The sequence below is a fragment of the Enterobacter sp. 118C5 genome (assembly GCF_034107645.1).
GTDB lineage: Bacteria > Pseudomonadota > Gammaproteobacteria > Enterobacterales > Enterobacteriaceae > Enterobacter > Enterobacter nematophilus.
The window spans coordinates 18,136-36,402 of sequence record NZ_JAWNEU010000003.1 but is presented as its reverse complement, the minus strand read 5'-3'; the positions used below and the strand labels follow the sequence as shown (position 1 = coordinate 36,402).

The following is an 18,267-nucleotide window of genomic DNA, read 5'->3' as shown; positions in this document are numbered from 1 at the left end:
AAAAGCGGGACGTACAATGAATAAGAAGATTCACTCTCTGGCCTTGCTGGTCAATTTAGGGATTTATGGCGCCGCGCTGCCCGCCATGGCAGACGACAACACCGCCTCTGCGCAGCACGAAGACACCATGGTGATCACCGCCGCCGAGCAGAATTTGCAGGCGCCGGGCGTGTCGACCATCACCGCCGACGAGATCCGCAAAAACCCGCCCGCGCGCGACGTGGCGGAAATCATCCGCACCATGCCGGGCGTTAACCTGACCGGGAACTCCACCAGCGGCCAGCGCGGGAACAACCGCCAGATTGACATTCGCGGCATGGGCCCGGAAAACACCCTGATCCTGATCGACGGCAAGCCGGTGACCAGCCGCAACTCCATCCGACTGGGCTGGCGCGGCGAGCGCGACACCCGCGGCGATACCGGCTGGGTGCCGCCGGAGATGATCGAGCGCATCGAGGTCATTCGCGGCCCGGCCGCCGCACGCTACGGTAACGGCGCGGCGGGCGGCGTGGTGAACATCATCACCAAAAAGTTCGACGACCAGTGGCACGGCTCCTGGAACACCTACCTGAACGCGCCTGAACACAAGGATGAAGGCTCTACCAAGCGCACCAACTTCAGCCTGAGCGGCCCGCTGGGCGGCGACTTCAGCTTCCGCATGTTCGGTAACCTGGATAAAACCCAGGCCGACGCGTGGGACATCAACCAGGGCCACCAGTCCGAGCGTACCGGGGCCTACGCCAACACCCTGCCCGCGGGCCGCGAGGGCGTTGAGAACAAAGACATCAACGGCGTGGTGCGCTGGGACTTCGCGCCAATGCAGTCCCTGGAGTTTGAGGCGGGCTACAGCCGCCAGAACAACCTCTACGCGGGCGACACGCAGAACACCAACAACGACAACGCGCTGGTGAAGAAGAACTACGGCAAAGAGACTAACCGTATTTATCGCCAGAACTTCGCGGTGACCTGGAACGGCGGCTGGGACAACGGCATTACCACCAGCAGCTGGGCGCAGTACGAACACACCCGCAACTCCCGCCTGGGCGAAGGGCTGGCGGGCGGTACGGAAGGCCTGTTCAACAGCGATAAATTCACCGACACCGACCTGGCCGACGTGATGCTGCACAGCGAAATCAACCTGCCGATTGATTTCCTCGTCAACCAGAACCTGACGCTGGGCACCGAGTGGAACCAGCAGCGCATGAAGGACTCAACCTCCTTCTCGCAAACCCTGCAGGGCGGCACCATTCCGGGCATGAGCGACGACCGCAGCCCGTACACCTCGGCGGAGATCTTCTCCCTGTTCGCCGAAAACAACATGGAGCTGACCGACAGCACCATGCTGACCCCTGCCCTGCGCTTCGATCACCACACTATCGTCGGCAACAACTGGAGCCCGTCGCTTAACCTGTCGCAGGGTCTGGGGGATGACTTCACGCTGAAGATGGGGATTGCGCGCGCCTACAAAGCGCCGAGCCTGTACCAGACCAACCCGAACTACCTGCTCTACAGCAAAGGCCAGGGCTGCTACGCAAGCTCCGACGGCGTGGGCTGCTACATGATGGGCAACGACGACCTGAAAGCCGAAACCAGCATCAACAAAGAGATTGGCCTGGAGTGGAAACGCGACGGCTGGCTGGCGGGCGTGACCTGGTTCCGCAACGACTACCGCGACAAGATTGAAGCGGGCTACGCGCCTGTCGGCCACACCTCGTCCGGTAAAGTGCAGACGGACATCTACCAGTGGGAAAACGTGCCGAAGGCGGTGGTGGAAGGGCTGGAAGGCTCCCTGAACGTGCCGGTCAGCGACACGATCAACTGGACCAACAACATCACCTACATGCTGCAGAGCAAGAACAAGGAGACCGGCGACCGTCTGTCGATCATCCCGGAGTACACGCTGAACTCGACCCTGAGCTGGCAGGTGCACCAGGATGTGTCATTGCAGTCCACCTTCACCTGGTACGGCAAGCAGCAGCCGAAGAAGTACAACTACAAAGGCCAGCCGGTGACCGGGTCTGAGAAAGACGAAGTCAGCCCGTACAGCATCGTTGGCCTGAGCGCGACCTGGGACATGACCAAAAACGTCAGCCTGACCGGCGGCGTGGACAACGTCTTCGACAAGCGCCAGTGGCGCGCGGGTAATGCCCAAACGACCGGAAATGCCACCACCGGTGCGTATATGTACGGTGCGGGTGCCTACACGTATAATGAACCGGGTCGCACCTGGTATATGAGTGTGAATACGCGTTTTTAAGGCACTGAAGTCAATCCTTCCCTCTCCCCTCCGGGGAGAGGGAAGGGGTGAGGGGAAAAACCATGCACACAACCCACAGCACATTTTCTCTCGCCGGCCTCACCCTCCACCGCGTCACCTTCGACCCCACCACCTTCACCGACGCCGATCTCCTCTGGCTCCCGCATCACGCGCAGCTCGCTGACGCCGGACGCAAACGCAAAGCCGACCACCTGGCAGGCCGCATCGCCGCCATGCATGCGCTAAACGAGCGCACCATTCCCGCCATCGGCCCCAGCGGGGAACCGCTCTGGCCGGAGGGCGTTTCCGGCAGCATCACCCACAGCGGCACGCAGGCCATGGCGGTGGTGGTTCGCGACAGACTCGCGCTTATCGGCATCGACTGCGAAACCATCCTGCCTGAAAATGAAGCCAGAGAAATCAAGGACGGCATTATTGATGCCGAGGAAGAGGGCGTGCTTTCCCGCTCGGGATACCCGTTTGCCCTCGCCCTGACGCTGGCGTTCAGCGCCAAAGAGAGCCTGTTCAAGGCCCTCTTTCCTCAGGTGCAGGCATATATGGGTTTTGACAGCGCCCGCGTCAGCCTGCTCGACGATAAGACGCTTACGCTGGCGTTGACCCGCCAGCTGGCAGGCTTTAACGAAGGCGCCACCTTCACCCTGCACTGGCAGCAGCGCGGCGAGCAGGCAATCACCCTGCTGTCACGCTCTCCTGCCGACGGGCCTTCACGCTGGTGACCACAAACGTCACGATAAACACCATCGCGAACAGCACCACGATGGTCGGCGCTGGCGCGCTGTCGAGATAAAACGAGGCATAGACGCCGCTAACCGACACGAGTGCTGAAACGGCGACCGCCACCAGCAGCGCCATGTGGAAGCGCCGGGTGATGAGCACCGCCACCGCGCCGGGGGCAATGAGCAGCGAAATCGACAGAATAATCCCCACCGCCTTCAGCGTCGCCACGATGGTCAGCGAGACCATGCACAGTAAGCCGTAGTGCAGCCAGCGGGTGCGCAGGCCGCTCGCCTGCGCCTGCTGATAGTCAAAGCAGAACAGCAGGAAATCGCGCCACTTCAGGCCAATCACCAGCGCGATCAGCCCCGCCACGATGCCGCTTTGCAGAATGTCCATCCCGTTTATACCCAGCATATCGCCGAACAGGATGTGGTCGAGATGCACCTCGGGCTTAACGGCGATGTAAAGGATCAGGCCCGCGCCGAACATGCCGGAAAAGACGATCCCCATGACCGTATCCTGCTTGATGCGGCTGTTATCCTTCAGGTATCCGGTGGCGACCGCGCAGAACAGGCCGGCCACGAACGCGCCCATCGCCAGCGGCAGACCCATCATCCACGCCAGCACGACGCCGGGAAATACCGCATGGCTCATGGCGTCGCCCATCAGCGCCCAGCCTTTGAGCACCAGAAAAACCGACAGCAGCGCGCAGGGCACCGCCACCAGGAGTGAAATCAGCAGCGCGTTGTTCATAAACGCAAACTGGAAGGGTTCAAGGAGCAGCGTCATCATGGGTGGGCCTCCCGCGCGCGACGGCGGCTGGCGAGCAGACCGTGCTTCGGCGCAAAGACGAACGCCAGCAGGAACAGCAGCGTCTGGGCGACCACGATAATGCCGCCGGTGGCGCCGTCCAGATAATAGCTGGCCCACGCGCCGAGGAAGCTGGTGATGCTGCCAATGGCGACGGCAATCATCAGCAGGCGAGGGAAGCGGTCGGTCAGCAGCCACGCGGTTGCGCCGGGCGTGACCACAAGGCAGATCACCAGAAACGCGCCGACGGTTTGCAGCGCCGCCACGGTGGAGACCGCCAGCAGCGTGAAGAATAGAATTTTCAGGCGTTCCGGACGCAGGCCGATGGCGCGGGCGTGGTTCTCATCAAAAAAGGTCACCATCAGATCTTTCCACTTGAACAGCAGGATAACCATCGACACCACGCCGATAATCGCCAGCTGGACGATATCTTCCGGCGCAATGGCGAGAATATTGCCGAGCACGATGGTCTGAATGTTCACCGAGGTCGGGTTAAGCGAGACCATAAACAGCCCCAGCCCGAAAAAGGAGGAGAAGATCAGCCCGATGATGGCGTCCTCCTTCAGGCGGCTGCGCTGGTTGAGAAACAGCATGCTGCCCGCCGCCAGCCCGCCCGAGAGAAACGCCCCCAGCGAGAACGGCAGCCCGAGCATGTAGGCCCCCGCCACGCCGGGCACGATGGAGTGCGACAGCGCATCGCCGATCAGCGACCAGCCTTTGAGCATCAGATAGCACGAAAGAAATGCGCACAGCCCGCCCACCATCGCCGAAACCCACATCGCGTTGAGCATGTACTCGTAGCCAAACGGTTCCAGAAGCGCGTTCATTTGGCCTCCTGACGGTGCGTCACGAACGGGCGTTCATCGTCGGTAATAATGCGGTCTTCCGAGCCGCTGAGCACCACGTGGCGCAGCACGCCGCTGAAGGCGCGCTCAAGGTTCTCGGCGGTAAAGGTGGTTTCCGTCGGGCCGCTTGCCAGCACGGTGCCTTTGACCATCACCGTGTAATCGCAAAACTCCGAGACCGAGCCCAGGTTATGGGTCGAGACCAGCATGGTTTTGCCCTCGTCGCGCAGCTCCCGCAGCAGGCTGATGATCCTGGCTTCGGTTTTGACGTCCACGCCGGTAAACGGCTCGTCGAGCAGGATCGCCTCACCCTGCTGGGCAATCGCCCGCGCCAGGAACACGCGTTTCTTCTGCCCGCCGGAGAGCTCGCCGATCTGCCGGTGGCGCAGCTCGAGCATGTCCACGCGCTTCAGGGCGTCGGTCACGATCTGCCTGTCGCGATCTTTGGGCCGACGCAGGAAACCCATATGCCCGTAGCGCCCCATCATCACCACGTCTTCCACCAGCACCGGAAACGACCAGTCGACCTCTTCCGACTGCGGCACGTAGGCGACCAGGTTCTGACGCAGCGCCCGGTGAGGCGGCAGCCCCTGAATGGTGATGGTGCCGCTCGCCGCCCGCACGAAGCCCATTATCGCCTTAAACAGCGTGGACTTGCCGGAGCCGTTCACCCCCACCAGCGCGGCAATCGATCCGCCCGGCACGCTGAACGACGCGTCGCGCAGCGCCGTGTGGCCGTTGCGGTAGGTCACGGTTACGTCCGTGACGACAATCCCCTTCTGCATGGTCACTCCTTCATCCCGTCGCGGATGCCCTGCACCAGCGTGCGGGTGGTGACGTTCAGCAGATCGATATAGGTCGGCACCGGGCCGTTTTCCGCGCTCAAGGAGTCAACGTACAGCACGCCGCCGTAATGGGCGCCGGTTTCCCGCGCCACCTGACGGGCAGGTTTATCCGAGACCGTGCTTTCGCTGAACACCGCCGGGATGCGATGTTTTTTCACCAGATCGATAACCTTGCGCACCTGCTGCGGCGTGCCCTGTCGATCGGCGTTAATCGGCCACAGGTATAGCTCTTTCAGGCCCAGATCCCGCGCCAGATAAGAGAACGCCCCTTCGCTGGTGACCATCCAGCGCTTGTCTTCCGGGATCTCCGCGACCTGCTTACGCAGCGGTTCAAGGGTGGAGACGATCTTCTGCTTGTAGGCTTCCGCGTTGCGCTGATACGTCTGCGCGTTGGCCGGATCGTACTTCACCAGCGCGTCGCGAATGTTGTCGACGTAGATCAGGGCGTTGTCCGGCGACATCCACGCGTGCGGGTTGGGCTTGCCGTCGTACGGCCCCTCGCTGATGCCCATCGGCGTAATGCCTTTGGTGACAATCACCTCCGGTACGCCGTTCAGGTGCTGATAAAAACGCTGGAACCACAGTTCCAGATTCATGCCGTTCGCCAGGATCAGCTGCGCCTTCTGCGCGCGTTTAATATCCCCCGGCGTGGGCTGGTATTCGTGGATTTCCGCACCCGGCTTAGTAATGGAGGTCACGTCTGCGGCGTCACCCGCCACGTTTTTCGCCATATCGGCGATAACGGTAAAGGTGGTGATGACCTGAAACTTTTCAGCCGCCTGCGTGCCGGTGGTGGTCGCAGTCATAAGCAGCGCGCCGAGCAACAGACGCTTCAATCCTTGCAGTGGGTGCATCGCGGAAGTCTCCAGAGGTGATTAAATTCAAAGCAAAATTAGCCCGTGCTATAAGGTATAGCACAGGCTATATTTAAATGAAAATAGTTATCATTAAAGTTGTGTCAATGAAGGGCGTGCCTGATGGCGCTTCGCTTATCAGGCCTACGGAAAAGCAGTTTTGAAGGCCGGGTAAGCGCAGCGCCACCCGGCATAATGGCGACTCACTGTCCGGCAAGTGCCTTATAAAATGCAGGATTCTCCCGAATCACATTGAGTACCTTTGCCGCCAGCCCGGTTGGATTGCGGCGTTTGGACTCCCAGCTTTTTATCGTATCGACGCTCGTGCCAAGCGCCTTCGCCATTTCGCTTTGCGTGATATTGAGCTGCTCTCTGATGGCGCGCACATCTGCAACTTCATAGCGGGTGACTCGGGAAGCGGCTTTTCTTCCGCTATGGATCTCAACCGCCTCTTCAAGCGAAGATTTTAAATCATCGAAGATACTCATTTTCAGCCTCCCCCTGCCTGATTGGGGTACATAGTACACCTTTCATTCACGGCATTTGAAGCAGTATTTTTCAGAATGGAAGTCAGCTTTTTAAGTTCTGCTTTCTCTGCTTCTGTCAGGCTGTCCTTTATGCATTTTGGATAGGCCATAATGAAATAGATCACCTCCTCCGTGGCCAGAAAGTAAATCACTCTGATACCCCCTCTCTTTCCCTTTGAGCCTGCCGCCATCCTTATTTTACGTAAACCACCCGTCTGCTGGATCAGGTCGCCTTTATCAGGCCAGGCAATAAGTTCCTTTTGCAGATCCTTTAATTCATCATCCGTAGCAATGTTTTTTATCTGTCGGGTAAAGAGTGATGTTTCGATAAACTCTATCGCATGACTCATCCATAGTTCCTTCCCTAAACGCAGCAAAAGCCCGAATGCTTCAGCACCAGGCTCTTGCTGCATGGTTACTCTTCCTTGAGTAATGCTGCGCCAAATAACTGTATTTATATACAGTGAAAAGATATTTTAAGAATTCGTTTAGGCATCCGGGAACATCACGCTATTTCCCGGCGCTTCCCTGTGCAGATGGATAAAGTTCAGGTGCCGCTCATACTGGTCCAGAATGTCCGTTATCACCTGCTCCTTGCTGTAGTCCATCAAATCATTCCCCTGGCTGCCTTCGAGCAGGAAGGTTTCCAGCCGGTAGTAGGTCGACTTACCGCTGCGCGCCCGGTAGGTAAACCCGGGCACGGAATACTGCTGCGGCCAGATCTGATAGACAAAGTTCTGCTCGTCGCCCATGTGCACCAGCAGATCCAGGTGCCCCAGGGTCTCGCCCTCTTCCGGCGGCAGGTTTTTCAGCTCCACGTACGCACCGCGCAGCTTCAGCTCCTGCGCCACCTCTTCCATCGCCGGGTAGCAGACGGTTTCCATCATCTGTTTGGTGTAGCGCGTGCCCGGGTAGTTCATCAGGCGCGAGAGGCGTTTCTTCCAGCTCAGCCTGTCCTGCGCGCCCATCGGACGCGGGGCGGTGTCGCGGCTGGCGCTGACGCGGCGGTAGTCTTCCACCTTGAGCGATTTATACAGCCCGGCCATCACGAAGAAGATGACGAAGCTGAACGGCAGGCCCATGATCACCGTGGTGTTTTGCAGCGCCGAAATGCCGTTGGTCATTAGCATCCCGAGCGTCAGCAGGCCGATGGCGACGGACCAGAAGATGCGCAGCCAGTTCGGCGCGTCGCTGTTGATGTCTTTGAGCTTCGAGGTGAAGTTCCCCAGCACCAGCGCGCCGGAGTCCGCCGAGGTGACGTAGAACAGCAGGCCGGTGATGGTCGCCACGGAGGCGCTAAAGGTAAACGCCGGATACTGGGCCAGCAGGCTGTAGAAGCCGCGCTCCGGGTGCGCCATCGCCTCCTGCGCGAAGGTCGCATTGCCGTGGATAATTTCATGCAGCGCGCTGTTGCCGAAAATCGACAGCCACAGCAGGGTAAAGGTGAACGGGATAATCAGCGTGCCCATCACGAACTGACGGATGGTGCGCCCGCGCGAAATGCGCGCCAGGAACAGGCCGACAAACGGCGACCATGCCACCCACCACGCCCAGAAGAACAGCGTCCAGTTGTTCATCCACTCCACCGGGCGGTCGAAGGCGAAGCTGTTCAGCGTCATGCCCATAAAGCGGTTCACGTAGTCGCCCACGTTCAGCACTAAGGCATTGAGCAGGAACGAGGTGTCACCCATAAACAGCACAAACAGGATCAGGCCCAGCGCCAGCGCCACGTTCAGCTCGGAGAGCACGCGGATGCCCTTATCCACGCCGGAGGTCACCGAAATGGTGGCGATAATCACCGACAGCGCAATCAGCGCCGCTTTGGCCGCCATCGAATCCGGGATGTCAAACAGCACGCTCAGCCCGTAGTTGAGCTGCACCACGCCAATCCCGAGCGTTGTCGCAATACCGAAGATGGTGCCGATCACCGCCGCAATGTCGACGCTGTGACCAATCGGGCCGTTAATCTTTTTACCGAAAATCGGATAAAGCGCGGAGCGGATGGTGAGGGGCAAATTATAACGATAGCTAAAGTATCCGAGCGCCATGCCCATCAGGGCGTACATCGACCATCCCGTCAGGCCGTAGTGGAACAGCGTCCAGACCATCGCCTGGCGCGCGGCCTCCATCGTCTGCCCTGCCCCTTCCGGCGGCTGCATATACTGCGTGACCGGTTCGGCTACGGAGAAGAACATCAGGTCGATGCCGATGCCCGCGGCAAACAGCATCGCGGCCCAGCTCAGCAGGCTGAACTCGGGCTTGGATTGCTCTGGCCCGAGCTTCACCGAACCGAAGCGCGAGCAGGCAATGCACACCACGAAGACTATATAGAGCGTCGCGGCCAGCAGGTAGTACCAGCCGAAGGTCTTCGACACCCAGTTCAGGGTGCGCCCAATCCACTCGGCAGAAAAATCACGAAAGAAGATCGTCGTCAGGGAAAACAACAAAATCAGCCCGGCGGAAGTATAAAAAACGACCGGGTTGATTTTGTCTTTTTCTCTGTCCTGTGAAAGGTCTGTCATCCAGTATCCTCACTGTTTTTGTAACTATTAAAATCCAAATCCGCAACAATTAAGACACATTTTATATTGAACGTCCAATCAAAAACCGCTTTAATATATAACCAACGCTGATGAATGGAGTGGCAAAAATGCCCAAAGTGGGAATGCAGCCGATCCGGCGCAGGCAGCTTATCGACGCCACGCTGGAAGCAATAAATGAAGTGGGCATGCATGACGCGACCATCGCGCAAATCGCCCGTCGGGCGGGCGTGTCCACGGGGATCATCAGTCACTACTTCAAAGACAAAAACGGTCTGCTGGAAGCGACCATGCGCGACATCACCGGCCAGCTGCGCGACGCGGTATTAAGCCGCCTACGCGCCCTGCCGGGCGGCAGCGCAGAGCAGCGATTGCAGGCGATTGTCGCCGGCAACTTCGATGAAACCCAGGTAAGCGGCGCGGCGATGAAGGCCTGGCTGGCCTTCTGGGCAAGCAGCATGCACCAGCCGATGCTCTACCGCCTGCAGCAGGTGAGCAGTCGCCGTTTACTCTCAAATCTGGTCTACGAGTTCCGCCGCGAGCTGCCGCGTGAACAGGCTGAAGAGGCGGGCTACGGGCTGGCGGCGCTGATCGACGGGCTGTGGCTGCGCGCCGCGCTGAGCGGCAAGCCGCTGGACAAGACCCTGGCGCAGTCGCTCACCAGCCACTTTATCAGCCAGCATTTACCGACCGAATAACCGAGGAGAATTTATGTCCCGAATGGCAGAACAGCAGCTTTATATCAATGGTGGTTATATATCCGCCACCAGCGGTCGCACCTTCGAGACCATCAACCCGGCCAACGGTGAAGTTTTGGCGAGCGTACAGGCCGCCGGGCGCGAAGACGTCGACCGCGCCGTGGAAAGCGCACAGCGCGGGCAAAAAATCTGGGCGGCGATGACCGCCATGGAGCGCTCGCGCATCCTGCGTCGCGCCGTCGATATCCTGCGCGAGCGCAACGACGAGCTGGCAACGCTTGAGACCCTCGACACCGGTAAAGCGTATTCCGAAACCTCAACCGTGGATATCGTCACCGGCGCGGACGTGCTGGAGTACTACGCGGGGCTGATCCCGGCGCTGGAAGGCAGCCAGATCCCGCTGCGTGAGACCTCGTTCGTCTACACCCGCCGCGAGCCGCTGGGCGTGGTGGCGGGCATCGGCGCGTGGAACTACCCGATCCAGATCGCCCTGTGGAAATCCGCCCCGGCTCTGGCGGCGGGCAACGCGATGATCTTCAAGCCGAGCGAGGTCACCCCGCTCACCGCGCTGAAGCTTGCGGAAATCTACACCGAAGCGGGCCTGCCGGACGGCGTGTTTAACGTTCTGCCGGGCGTTGGCGCGGAGACCGGCCAGTACCTTACCGAGCATCCGGGCATTGCCAAAGTCTCCTTCACCGGCGGCGTCGCCAGCGGCAAAAAGGTGATGGCCAACTCGGCGGCCTCGTCCCTGAAGGAGGTGACTATGGAGCTGGGCGGCAAATCTCCGCTGATTATTTTTGACGATGCGGATCTGGATCTCGCGGCAGACATCGCCATGATGGCGAACTTCTTCAGCTCCGGCCAGGTATGCACCAACGGCACCCGCGTGTTCGTGCCCGCGAAGTTTAAGGCCGAGTTTGAGCAAAAAATCGCTGAGCGCGTGGGCCGCATCCGCGCGGGCGATCTGTTCGATGAAAAGACCAACTTCGGCCCGATGGTCAGCTTCCCGCACCGCGACAGCGTGCTGCGCTACATCGCCAAAGGCAAAGAGGAAGGCGCACGCGTGCTGTGCGGCGGCGACGTGCTGAAGGGCGAAGGCTTTGACAACGGCGCGTGGGTTGCCCCGACCGTGTTTACCGACTGCACCGACGAGATGACCATCGTGCGCGAAGAGATCTTCGGCCCGGTGATGTCCATCCTCACCTATGAAAGCGATGAAGAAGCCATTCGCCGCGCCAACGACATCGACTACGGTCTGGCGGCGGGCATCGTCACCGCCGACCTGAACCGCGCGCACGGCGCGATTCATCAGCTCGAAGCGGGCATCTGCTGGATCAACACCTGGGGTGAATCCGCCGCGGAGATGCCGGTCGGGGGCTACAAGCACTCCGGCATTGGCCGCGAGAACGGCGTGATGACGCTGCAGAGCTATACCCAGGTGAAGTCCATCCAGGTTGAGATGGGTAAATTCCAGTCCATATTTTAACCGGGAGGTTTATTTGCACTTTGACTACATCATTATCGGGGCCGGCTCTGCCGGCAACGTCCTTGCTACACGGCTGACCGAAGATCCAAACACCACCGTCCTGCTGCTTGAGGCGGGCGGGCCGGACTACCGCTTTGACTTCCGCACCCAGATGCCCGCCGCGCTGGCGTTCCCGCTGCAGGGCAAGCGCTACAACTGGGCGTACGAAACCGAGCCTGAACCATTCATGAACAACCGCCGCATGGAGTGCGGGCGCGGAAAAGGGCTGGGCGGTTCGTCGCTCATCAACGGCATGTGCTACGTGCGCGGTAACGCGATGGATCTGGACAACTGGGCGAAAGAACCGGGTCTGGAGCACTGGAGCTACCTCAACTGCCTGCCCTACTACCGCAAGGCGGAGACGCGCGACGTGGGGCCGAACGACTACCACGGCGGCGACGGTCCGGTGAGCGTTACCACCTCGAAGCCGGGCGTGAACCCGCTGTTTGAGGCGATGGTGGAAGCGGGCGTGCAGGCGGGCTACCCGCGCACCGACGATCTGAACGGCTACCAGCAGGAAGGCTTTGGCCCGATGGACCGCACGGTCACGCCGCAGGGCCGACGCGCCAGCACCGCGCGCGGCTATCTGGACCAGGCGAAGCAGCGTCCGAACCTGACCATCCGCACCCACGCCACGACCGATCGCATTATTTTTGACGGCAAGCGCGCCGTGGGCGTCGAGTGGCTGGAGGGCGAAAGCACCATCCCGTCCAACGCGACGGCGAACAAAGAGGTCCTGCTGTGCGCGGGGGCCATTGCCTCCCCGCAGATCCTCCAGCGCTCCGGCGTGGGCAGCGCGGAACTGCTGAAGAAGTTCGATATCCCGCTGGTGCACGACCTGCCCGGCGTGGGTGAAAACCTGCAGGATCACCTGGAGATGTACCTCCAGTACGCGTGTAAAGAGCCGGTCTCCCTCTACCCTGCCCTGCAGTGGTGGAACCAGCCGAAGATCGGCGCCGAGTGGCTGTTTGGCGGCACCGGCGTGGGCGCGAGCAACCACTTCGAAGCAGGCGGGTTTATCCGCAGCCGCGAAGAGTTCGAGTGGCCGAACATTCAGTACCACTTCCTGCCGGTGGCGATTAACTACAACGGTTCGAACGCGGTAAAAGAGCACGGCTTCCAGTGCCACGTCGGCTCCATGCGCTCCCCGAGCCGCGGGCACGTGCGCATTAAATCTCGCGATCCGCACCAGCATCCGGCGATCCTGTTCAACTATATGTCCCACGAGCAGGACTGGCAGGAGTTCCGCGACGCGATCCGCATCACCCGCGAAATCATGCACCAGCCTGCGCTGGACAAATATCGCGGCCGGGAAATCAGCCCTGGGATTGAGTGCCAGACCGACGAACAGCTGGACGAGTTCGTGCGTAACCACGCGGAAACCGCGTTCCACCCTTGCGGCACCTGCAAGATGGGCTACGACGAAATGGCGGTGGTCGACGGCGAAGGCCGCGTTCACGGGCTGGAAGGGCTGCGCGTGGTGGATGCGTCGATCATGCCGCAGATTATTACCGGCAACCTGAACGCCACCACCATTATGATCGGTGAAAAAATTGCTGACGCCATTCGCGGGCGCGAGCCGCTGGCGAAGAGCACGGTGGCGTATTATGTGGCGAACGGTGCGCCGGTACGTCAGGCATTACAGAACGTTTAATATTCTGCCCTCTCCGTAAAAGGAGAGGGTTTTCAATACATCCCTTCATTACGATAATATTTTTCGATACCTATAAGAAATAAATATTACCCGGCAATTATTTTGTTCATTTAAAAGTCTGTTGACACTGTTCCCGCAATTCAACTATGTTTAATCGAATGTTTTTCCATTCGAAATATACAATATATTTAAACCTGAAATTAAAGAAAACGTCATTATTCTTTAATTCCCCCCCGCCTTTATTTTTGCATCACTCAACGGCGAGATAAGATCATGAATAATAGTGCAAACAAAGTTGTTGTTATCACCGGCGCCAGCAGCGGTATAGGTCAGGCTATTGCCCTGTATTTAGCGAATAAGTCCTTTTCGCTGGTGCTGGTGGCGCGTCGCCTGGACAGAGTTAACGCCCTGGTGGATCGCATCGTCCAGCAGGGCGGCCAGGCGATCGCCGTTAAGGCGGACGTGACCCGTCAGGAGGAGGTCCAGCACGCGATTGACGCTGCGGTTGCCGCATACCAACGCGTCGACGTGCTGATCAACAACGCGGGCTTTATGGCTATCGCCCCCATCAGCGAGCGCAAGACCGACGAGTGGGACCAGATGATCGATACCAATCTCAAAGGCGTTTTATATGGCATAGCGGCGGCGTTACCGGTGTTCCAGCGTCAGGGCGGCGGACATTTTATTAACGTTGCCTCGGTGGCCGGAATTAAGGTGCTTGCCCCCGGCGGCGTGGTCTACAGCGCCACGAAATTCGCCGTCCGCGCGCTGAGCGAAGGCTTACGCCAGGAGGTTGGTAAAACGGTCCGCACAACGCTTATTTCCCCCGGTGCGGTCGAAAGCGAACTGCAATTCGGCAGTTCTGACGAAGAGAGTAAAAAATTCCTCCATGAATTTTATAAGCAGGCTATTCCGGCAGACGCCATTGCGCGGGCCGTATTATTTGCTATCGAACAGCCTGATGATGTTGATGTAAATGAAATTATCGTCCGACCCACGCAGGAAGAATTTTAGCATGCCTTAAATAACGCTGAATGAGGTGTCATTATGATTAAGTCATTAACGTCCTTATCAGATTTAAATATGCGAACAGGTGCCGACATTCTCCTTGAAGTGCTGGAGAGTGAAGGCGTGGAATATATTTTTGGCAACCCCGGCACCACCGAACTTCCGCTGATTGATGCCCTGCTCCGGCATGAAAACATTCACTATATTCTGGCGCTCCAGGAGAGCAGCGTGGTCGCCATAGCCGACGGCTACGCAAAAGCCTCTGGCAAAACGGGCTTTATCAATTTGCATACCGCCAGCGGTCTCGGGCACGGCATGGGGAATCTCATTAACTCGCGGATCATGAAAACCCCGCTGGTGGTCACCGTCGGGCAACAGGATACGCGCCACTACGTGCGTGACCCGCTCCTGTATGATGACATTGTTTCCATCGGTTCCCCGGTCATGAAATGGGCGCAGGAGGTCACCAGCGCCGACCAGCTTCCGGTGCTGGTGCGTCGTGCATTCCACGCTGCCAGTTATCCTCCCGCCGGTCCCGTATTGCTCTCACTGCCGATGAACGTGATGGAAGAGCTCAGCGATGCCGGGATACAAACGGCATCCAAAGTGAACTATCACACCGTCGCGGGCTCGCTGGACGAGCTGGCGGAGGAGCTGAGCCAGGTTACGCCCGGCAGGATCATGATTGTGGCGGGGGATGAGGTTCACTCCAGCGGCTCGACGCAGGAGATTGTCGAGCTGGCGGAAAACCTGGGCGCTCACGTCTACGGCTCCTCCTGGCCGTTGAACCTTCCCTTTCCCACCCAACACGCGCTCTGGCGCGGCAACATGCCCACTACCGCCTGCGAAATCGCCAGCATCGTTAACGCCTACGACGCCGTCTTTATCATCGGCGGCAGAAGCCTGATCACCATCTTATACAGCGAAGGGGACGCGATTCCGGGAACGTGCGCGGTTTACCAGCTTTCGGCCGACATGAACGAGCTGGGCCGCACCTACGCCACCCGCCTCTCGGTGATGGGGGATATCAAACTCTCTCTGGAGGCACTGTTACCGAAGCTTGAGCAACGCCGGGTGGCAGGCAAACTGGTTCATCAGCAGCTGCTTAAAACAGCGCTCAGCGAACGAGAAAAAGAGTGGCAGCAGCAGGAAGAACGCCTGTCGGCAGAGAGGCTGCGCCCGGCCATTTCACCGATGGTGGCGGCCTATGAAGTCATCAAAGCCGTTCCGCCGGGCACCACCATTGTTGATGAAGCAATTGCCACCGCGAGACATGTCCGGCGTTTTATTTCCGACCAGCAGCACCAGCGCTACTATTTCATGCGCGGCGGCGGTCTGGGCTGGGGTATGCCTGCGGCGGTGGGTCACTCGCTGGGGCTGGGCCGCGAGCCGGTAGTCTGCCTGATGGGCGACGGCGCCTCACTGTATTCACCGCAGGCGCTCTGGACGGCGGCACACGAAAATCTGCCGGTTACCTTCATTGTGATGAATAACCTGGAGTACAACGTTCTTAAAAACTTTATGAAGGGCCAGCCGGGCTACAGCTCGACGCAACTGGGGCGCTTTATCGGAATGGATCTGATTAATCCGCACATTGACTTCCAGTCCCTGGGCACCGCCATGGGCATTCACTGCTGTCGGATAACCGATGCCGCAGACATCGCCGAAGCGGTAGCCCGCGGGCTGCTGTCAGGAAAAACCAATCTGATTGAAATCGTAATTTCCGCGGATTAACCGCGCGTTTACGCTGTACCCTACATATAAAGCTTATAAACGAAACGCCTCCAGCCGCGTAATCTGCTGCCCCTGGGCGTCAAAATTCTCCGCCGCCAGCCAGGCGCGCAGCTCCGCATCCCTTTGCGGCCATTCGCCGTCAATAATAGAGAGCATATCGCTGTCGCGGTTACGCCCCTTACGCACCAGCTTCTGGCGCAGGCGCCCTTCCCAGACGAAGCCCAGCCGTTCCGCCGCGCTGCGTGAGGCGGTGTTCATCGAATCGCACTTCCACTCAAGCCGACGGTACTTGTGCTCAAAGGCATTTTTCAACAGCAGCCACACCGCTTCGGTGCCGATGCGGGTGCCTTTCATCCTGCGCGACCAGGTAACGTGGCCGATTTCCACCGATCCCTGAAACCGCTCAATCGCCATGTAGCTGACCAGCCCTACCGCTTTTTCAGTGCGTAAATCGATTACCGCAAACGGGACCAGATCGTCATCCATCACCTTGCCGAGCACCCAGTGCGCGGTGGCTTCCACACTTTCAGGCTGGGTGCTGGCAAGCCACGTCCAGTCGCTGTCATCACCCAGCGCGTAGGCCTCGTATAAATCAGCCGAGTGACGATCGGCGTCCAGCGGCTCCAGACGGCAATACTGACCGGTGAGCGGGGTGCGGGTTAAGACCCGGGCGCATTTCCAGTCCGGGACGATATCGTTAACGGTTTGACCATGTTGATTGATTTCGGGCACGGCGATGACTCCCTGAAAGGTAAGGAGTTTGTTATAGCAGGTTAAAAAGCGGGCGAAAAGGGAGGATTTGCAGGCCGGGTCAGGCGGAACCGCCGCCCGGCATAAGATTACTTCAGCAGCTTAACCGTAGCGTCGATATCGATTTCATCTTCGGTAAAGATCATCGTCGTGTTCTGGAAGGTGGTGATCGCCAGCTTCTTCACCGTACGCATTTCGCCCGGCTTTTTGTCGGATTTTGGTTTGATGCTGTTCATCAGCAGCCCCACCGACAGCACCGCGTTCTCTTTGTCGATTTTGGTATCAACGGGCTCTTCTTCGCTGAACACCACGAAGGATTTGATCGAGGTGAGCTTCACGCGCTCGCCCGCAATATAGAGGTGCTTACTTTCGGGGATCACCTTCACCGCGTAGGCGGAGAGGCCTTTGTTGTTGGTGGTTGGCTCGAAGGTCACCGCAGCGTCTTTTTTAATCAGATCGGGGTTCGCGACCTTAATCACATGAAAATAGCGGTTGTCGCCGTTTTCATCTTTGATAAATCCGAAGCCTTTATCTTTAAACCACGTTGTGATTGTACCGTTCATCGCTGTTACCGCCTGTCAGATCGTAATGACTAAAGTTTTGCAGCGCGCAGTGTAATGCACAATGGCGGAGGAGACAAAAAAAAGCCCCTGCACGGAGGCAGGGGAAAACTCATGTCAGAGCTTATTAGAATTTAATTAAACACCATTCCACCATCAATTAAGAGCGACTGACCGGTCATGTAGTCGGAATCCGGGCCAGCCAGGTATGAGACGCAGGCGGCCACATCTTCCGGCTCGGACAGACGGCCAAGCGTAATGCGTTTGGCAAAAGTTTCGGTCCCGTAGCCGAGCGGTTTGCCTGCCGCCTCAGACACCTGACGGTCAATTTCCGCCCACATCGGCGTTTTGACGATGCCCGGGCAGTAGGCGTTCACGGTGATCCCCAGCGGCGCGAGGTCTCGCGCGGCGGTCTGGGTCAGGCCGCGAACCGCAAACTTGCTGGAGCTGTATACCGCCAGCTCCGGGTTGCCGGTGTGGCCCGCCTGGGAGCAGGCGTTGATGATTTTCCCGCCGTGCCCCTCTTTGCGAAACGCGTCGATGGCAGCCTGAATGCCCCAGATCACCCCTTTCACGTTGATGTTGTAGACCTTGTCGACAATCTCCGGCGTGATGGATTCGATGGGCGTAGACGGCGCTACCCCGGCGTTGTTAACGATGACGTTGAAGCCACCCAGCGCGGTGCGGGCTTTCTCCACCGCGGCAAACACCTGTTCGCGGTCAGAGACGTCGACCTTCACGGCGACGGCGTTACCGCCGTTGCGGATAATTTCATCTGCGACGGCTCTTGCCGTCTCAACGTTATAGTCTGCGATGGCGACGGCAAAGCCGTCTTTCACCAGGCGAAGCGCAATCGCTTTACCAATCCCCTGGCCTGAGCCTGTTACGAGAGCCACTTTTTGCATTTCTCTGTCCTTATATT

General features: G+C 58.9%; 17 protein-coding genes. 7 read left to right on the top strand and 10 right to left on the bottom strand.

What is annotated here, in order from left to right:
* Positions 1 to 16: 16 nt before the first annotated feature.
* Together UTO39_RS07785 and entD are read left to right on the top strand one after the other, a co-directional pair.
* Complete coding sequence (locus UTO39_RS07785; RefSeq protein WP_253541172.1) at positions 17 to 2,257, top strand: TonB-dependent siderophore receptor; 2,241 nt, start codon at positions 17 to 19, stop codon at positions 2,255 to 2,257.
* A gap of 62 nt (positions 2,258 to 2,319) precedes the next feature.
* On the top strand, positions 2,320 to 2,994 hold the full coding sequence (gene entD, locus UTO39_RS07780) for an enterobactin synthase subunit EntD (RefSeq protein ID WP_320726895.1): 675 nt from the start codon (positions 2,320 to 2,322) through the stop codon (positions 2,992 to 2,994).
* Here entD and UTO39_RS07775 read toward each other — a convergent pair.
* From UTO39_RS07775 to betT, 7 genes are all read right to left on the bottom strand, one after another.
* Positions 2,948 to 3,787: a metal ABC transporter permease gene (locus UTO39_RS07775; RefSeq protein WP_320726894.1), complete on the bottom strand. Its 840-nt coding sequence runs from the start codon at positions 3,785 to 3,787 to the stop codon at positions 2,948 to 2,950. The two genes, entD and UTO39_RS07775, sit on opposite strands and share 47 nt — an antisense overlap.
* On the bottom strand, positions 3,784 to 4,632 hold the full coding sequence (gene sitC, locus UTO39_RS07770; protein WP_047355404.1) for an iron/manganese ABC transporter permease subunit SitC: 849 nt from the start codon (positions 4,630 to 4,632) through the stop codon (positions 3,784 to 3,786). The genes UTO39_RS07775 and sitC overlap by 4 nt, the downstream gene beginning before the upstream one ends.
* A complete protein-coding gene (sitB, locus tag UTO39_RS07765) occupies positions 4,629 to 5,435 on the bottom strand; it encodes an iron/manganese ABC transporter ATP-binding protein SitB (RefSeq protein WP_320726893.1) in 807 nt (268 codons plus the stop codon). The genes sitC and sitB overlap by 4 nt, the downstream gene beginning before the upstream one ends.
* A gap of 2 nt (positions 5,436 to 5,437) precedes the next feature.
* Entirely contained in the window at positions 5,438 to 6,349 is a 912-nt protein-coding gene (locus UTO39_RS07760; RefSeq protein WP_320726892.1) for a metal ABC transporter substrate-binding protein, read from the bottom strand.
* A 203-nt stretch (positions 6,350 to 6,552) separates the two neighbouring features.
* Positions 6,553 to 6,837, bottom strand: a complete 285-nt coding sequence (nadS, locus tag UTO39_RS07755; RefSeq protein ID WP_320726891.1) for a NadS family protein — start codon at positions 6,835 to 6,837, stop codon at positions 6,553 to 6,555.
* Between the two features lie 2 nt (positions 6,838 to 6,839).
* Positions 6,840 to 7,226: a type II toxin-antitoxin system RelE/ParE family toxin gene (locus UTO39_RS07750; RefSeq protein WP_320727071.1), complete on the bottom strand. Its 387-nt coding sequence runs from the start codon at positions 7,224 to 7,226 to the stop codon at positions 6,840 to 6,842.
* A 138-nt stretch (positions 7,227 to 7,364) separates the two neighbouring features.
* A complete protein-coding gene (betT, locus tag UTO39_RS07745; protein ID WP_320726890.1) occupies positions 7,365 to 9,398 on the bottom strand; it encodes a choline BCCT transporter BetT in 2,034 nt (677 codons plus the stop codon).
* A 128-nt stretch (positions 9,399 to 9,526) separates the two neighbouring features.
* Between betT and betI the strand changes: the two genes are divergently transcribed.
* From betI to UTO39_RS07720, 5 genes are all read left to right on the top strand, one after another.
* Positions 9,527 to 10,114, top strand: coding sequence for a transcriptional regulator BetI (gene betI, locus UTO39_RS07740; RefSeq protein WP_061098935.1), 588 nt, complete (start codon positions 9,527 to 9,529; stop codon positions 10,112 to 10,114).
* A 13-nt stretch (positions 10,115 to 10,127) separates the two neighbouring features.
* Positions 10,128 to 11,600 carry a betaine-aldehyde dehydrogenase gene (gene betB, locus UTO39_RS07735; protein WP_320726889.1) on the top strand — a complete coding sequence of 491 codons (1,473 nt, stop codon included), beginning with the start codon at positions 10,128 to 10,130 and terminating at the stop codon, positions 11,598 to 11,600.
* A gap of 13 nt (positions 11,601 to 11,613) precedes the next feature.
* Positions 11,614 to 13,293 (top strand): choline dehydrogenase, encoded by a 1,680-nt coding sequence (gene betA, locus UTO39_RS07730; protein ID WP_320726888.1) that lies wholly within the window; start codon positions 11,614 to 11,616, stop codon positions 13,291 to 13,293.
* A 273-nt stretch (positions 13,294 to 13,566) separates the two neighbouring features.
* Complete coding sequence (locus UTO39_RS07725) at positions 13,567 to 14,307, top strand: SDR family oxidoreductase (RefSeq protein ID WP_320726887.1); 741 nt, start codon at positions 13,567 to 13,569, stop codon at positions 14,305 to 14,307.
* Between the two features lie 33 nt (positions 14,308 to 14,340).
* Positions 14,341 to 16,035: a thiamine pyrophosphate-binding protein gene (locus UTO39_RS07720; protein ID WP_320726886.1), complete on the top strand. Its 1,695-nt coding sequence runs from the start codon at positions 14,341 to 14,343 to the stop codon at positions 16,033 to 16,035.
* A gap of 33 nt (positions 16,036 to 16,068) precedes the next feature.
* Here the strand turns inward: UTO39_RS07720 and UTO39_RS07715 are convergent, their stop codons facing one another.
* The 3 genes from UTO39_RS07715 to UTO39_RS07705 form a co-directional block, all read right to left on the bottom strand.
* The gene (locus tag UTO39_RS07715) at positions 16,069 to 16,767 is read right to left on the bottom strand and encodes a GNAT family N-acetyltransferase (RefSeq protein ID WP_266178577.1); all 699 of its coding nucleotides are present in this window, start codon (positions 16,765 to 16,767) and stop codon (positions 16,069 to 16,071) included.
* Between the two features lie 107 nt (positions 16,768 to 16,874).
* Positions 16,875 to 17,348: a cold-shock protein gene (locus UTO39_RS07710; protein ID WP_227442104.1), complete on the bottom strand. Its 474-nt coding sequence runs from the start codon at positions 17,346 to 17,348 to the stop codon at positions 16,875 to 16,877.
* Between the two features lie 131 nt (positions 17,349 to 17,479).
* The gene (locus tag UTO39_RS07705; RefSeq protein WP_266178578.1) at positions 17,480 to 18,250 is read right to left on the bottom strand and encodes a (S)-acetoin forming diacetyl reductase; all 771 of its coding nucleotides are present in this window, start codon (positions 18,248 to 18,250) and stop codon (positions 17,480 to 17,482) included.
* Between the last annotated feature and the right edge of the window lie 17 nt (positions 18,251 to 18,267).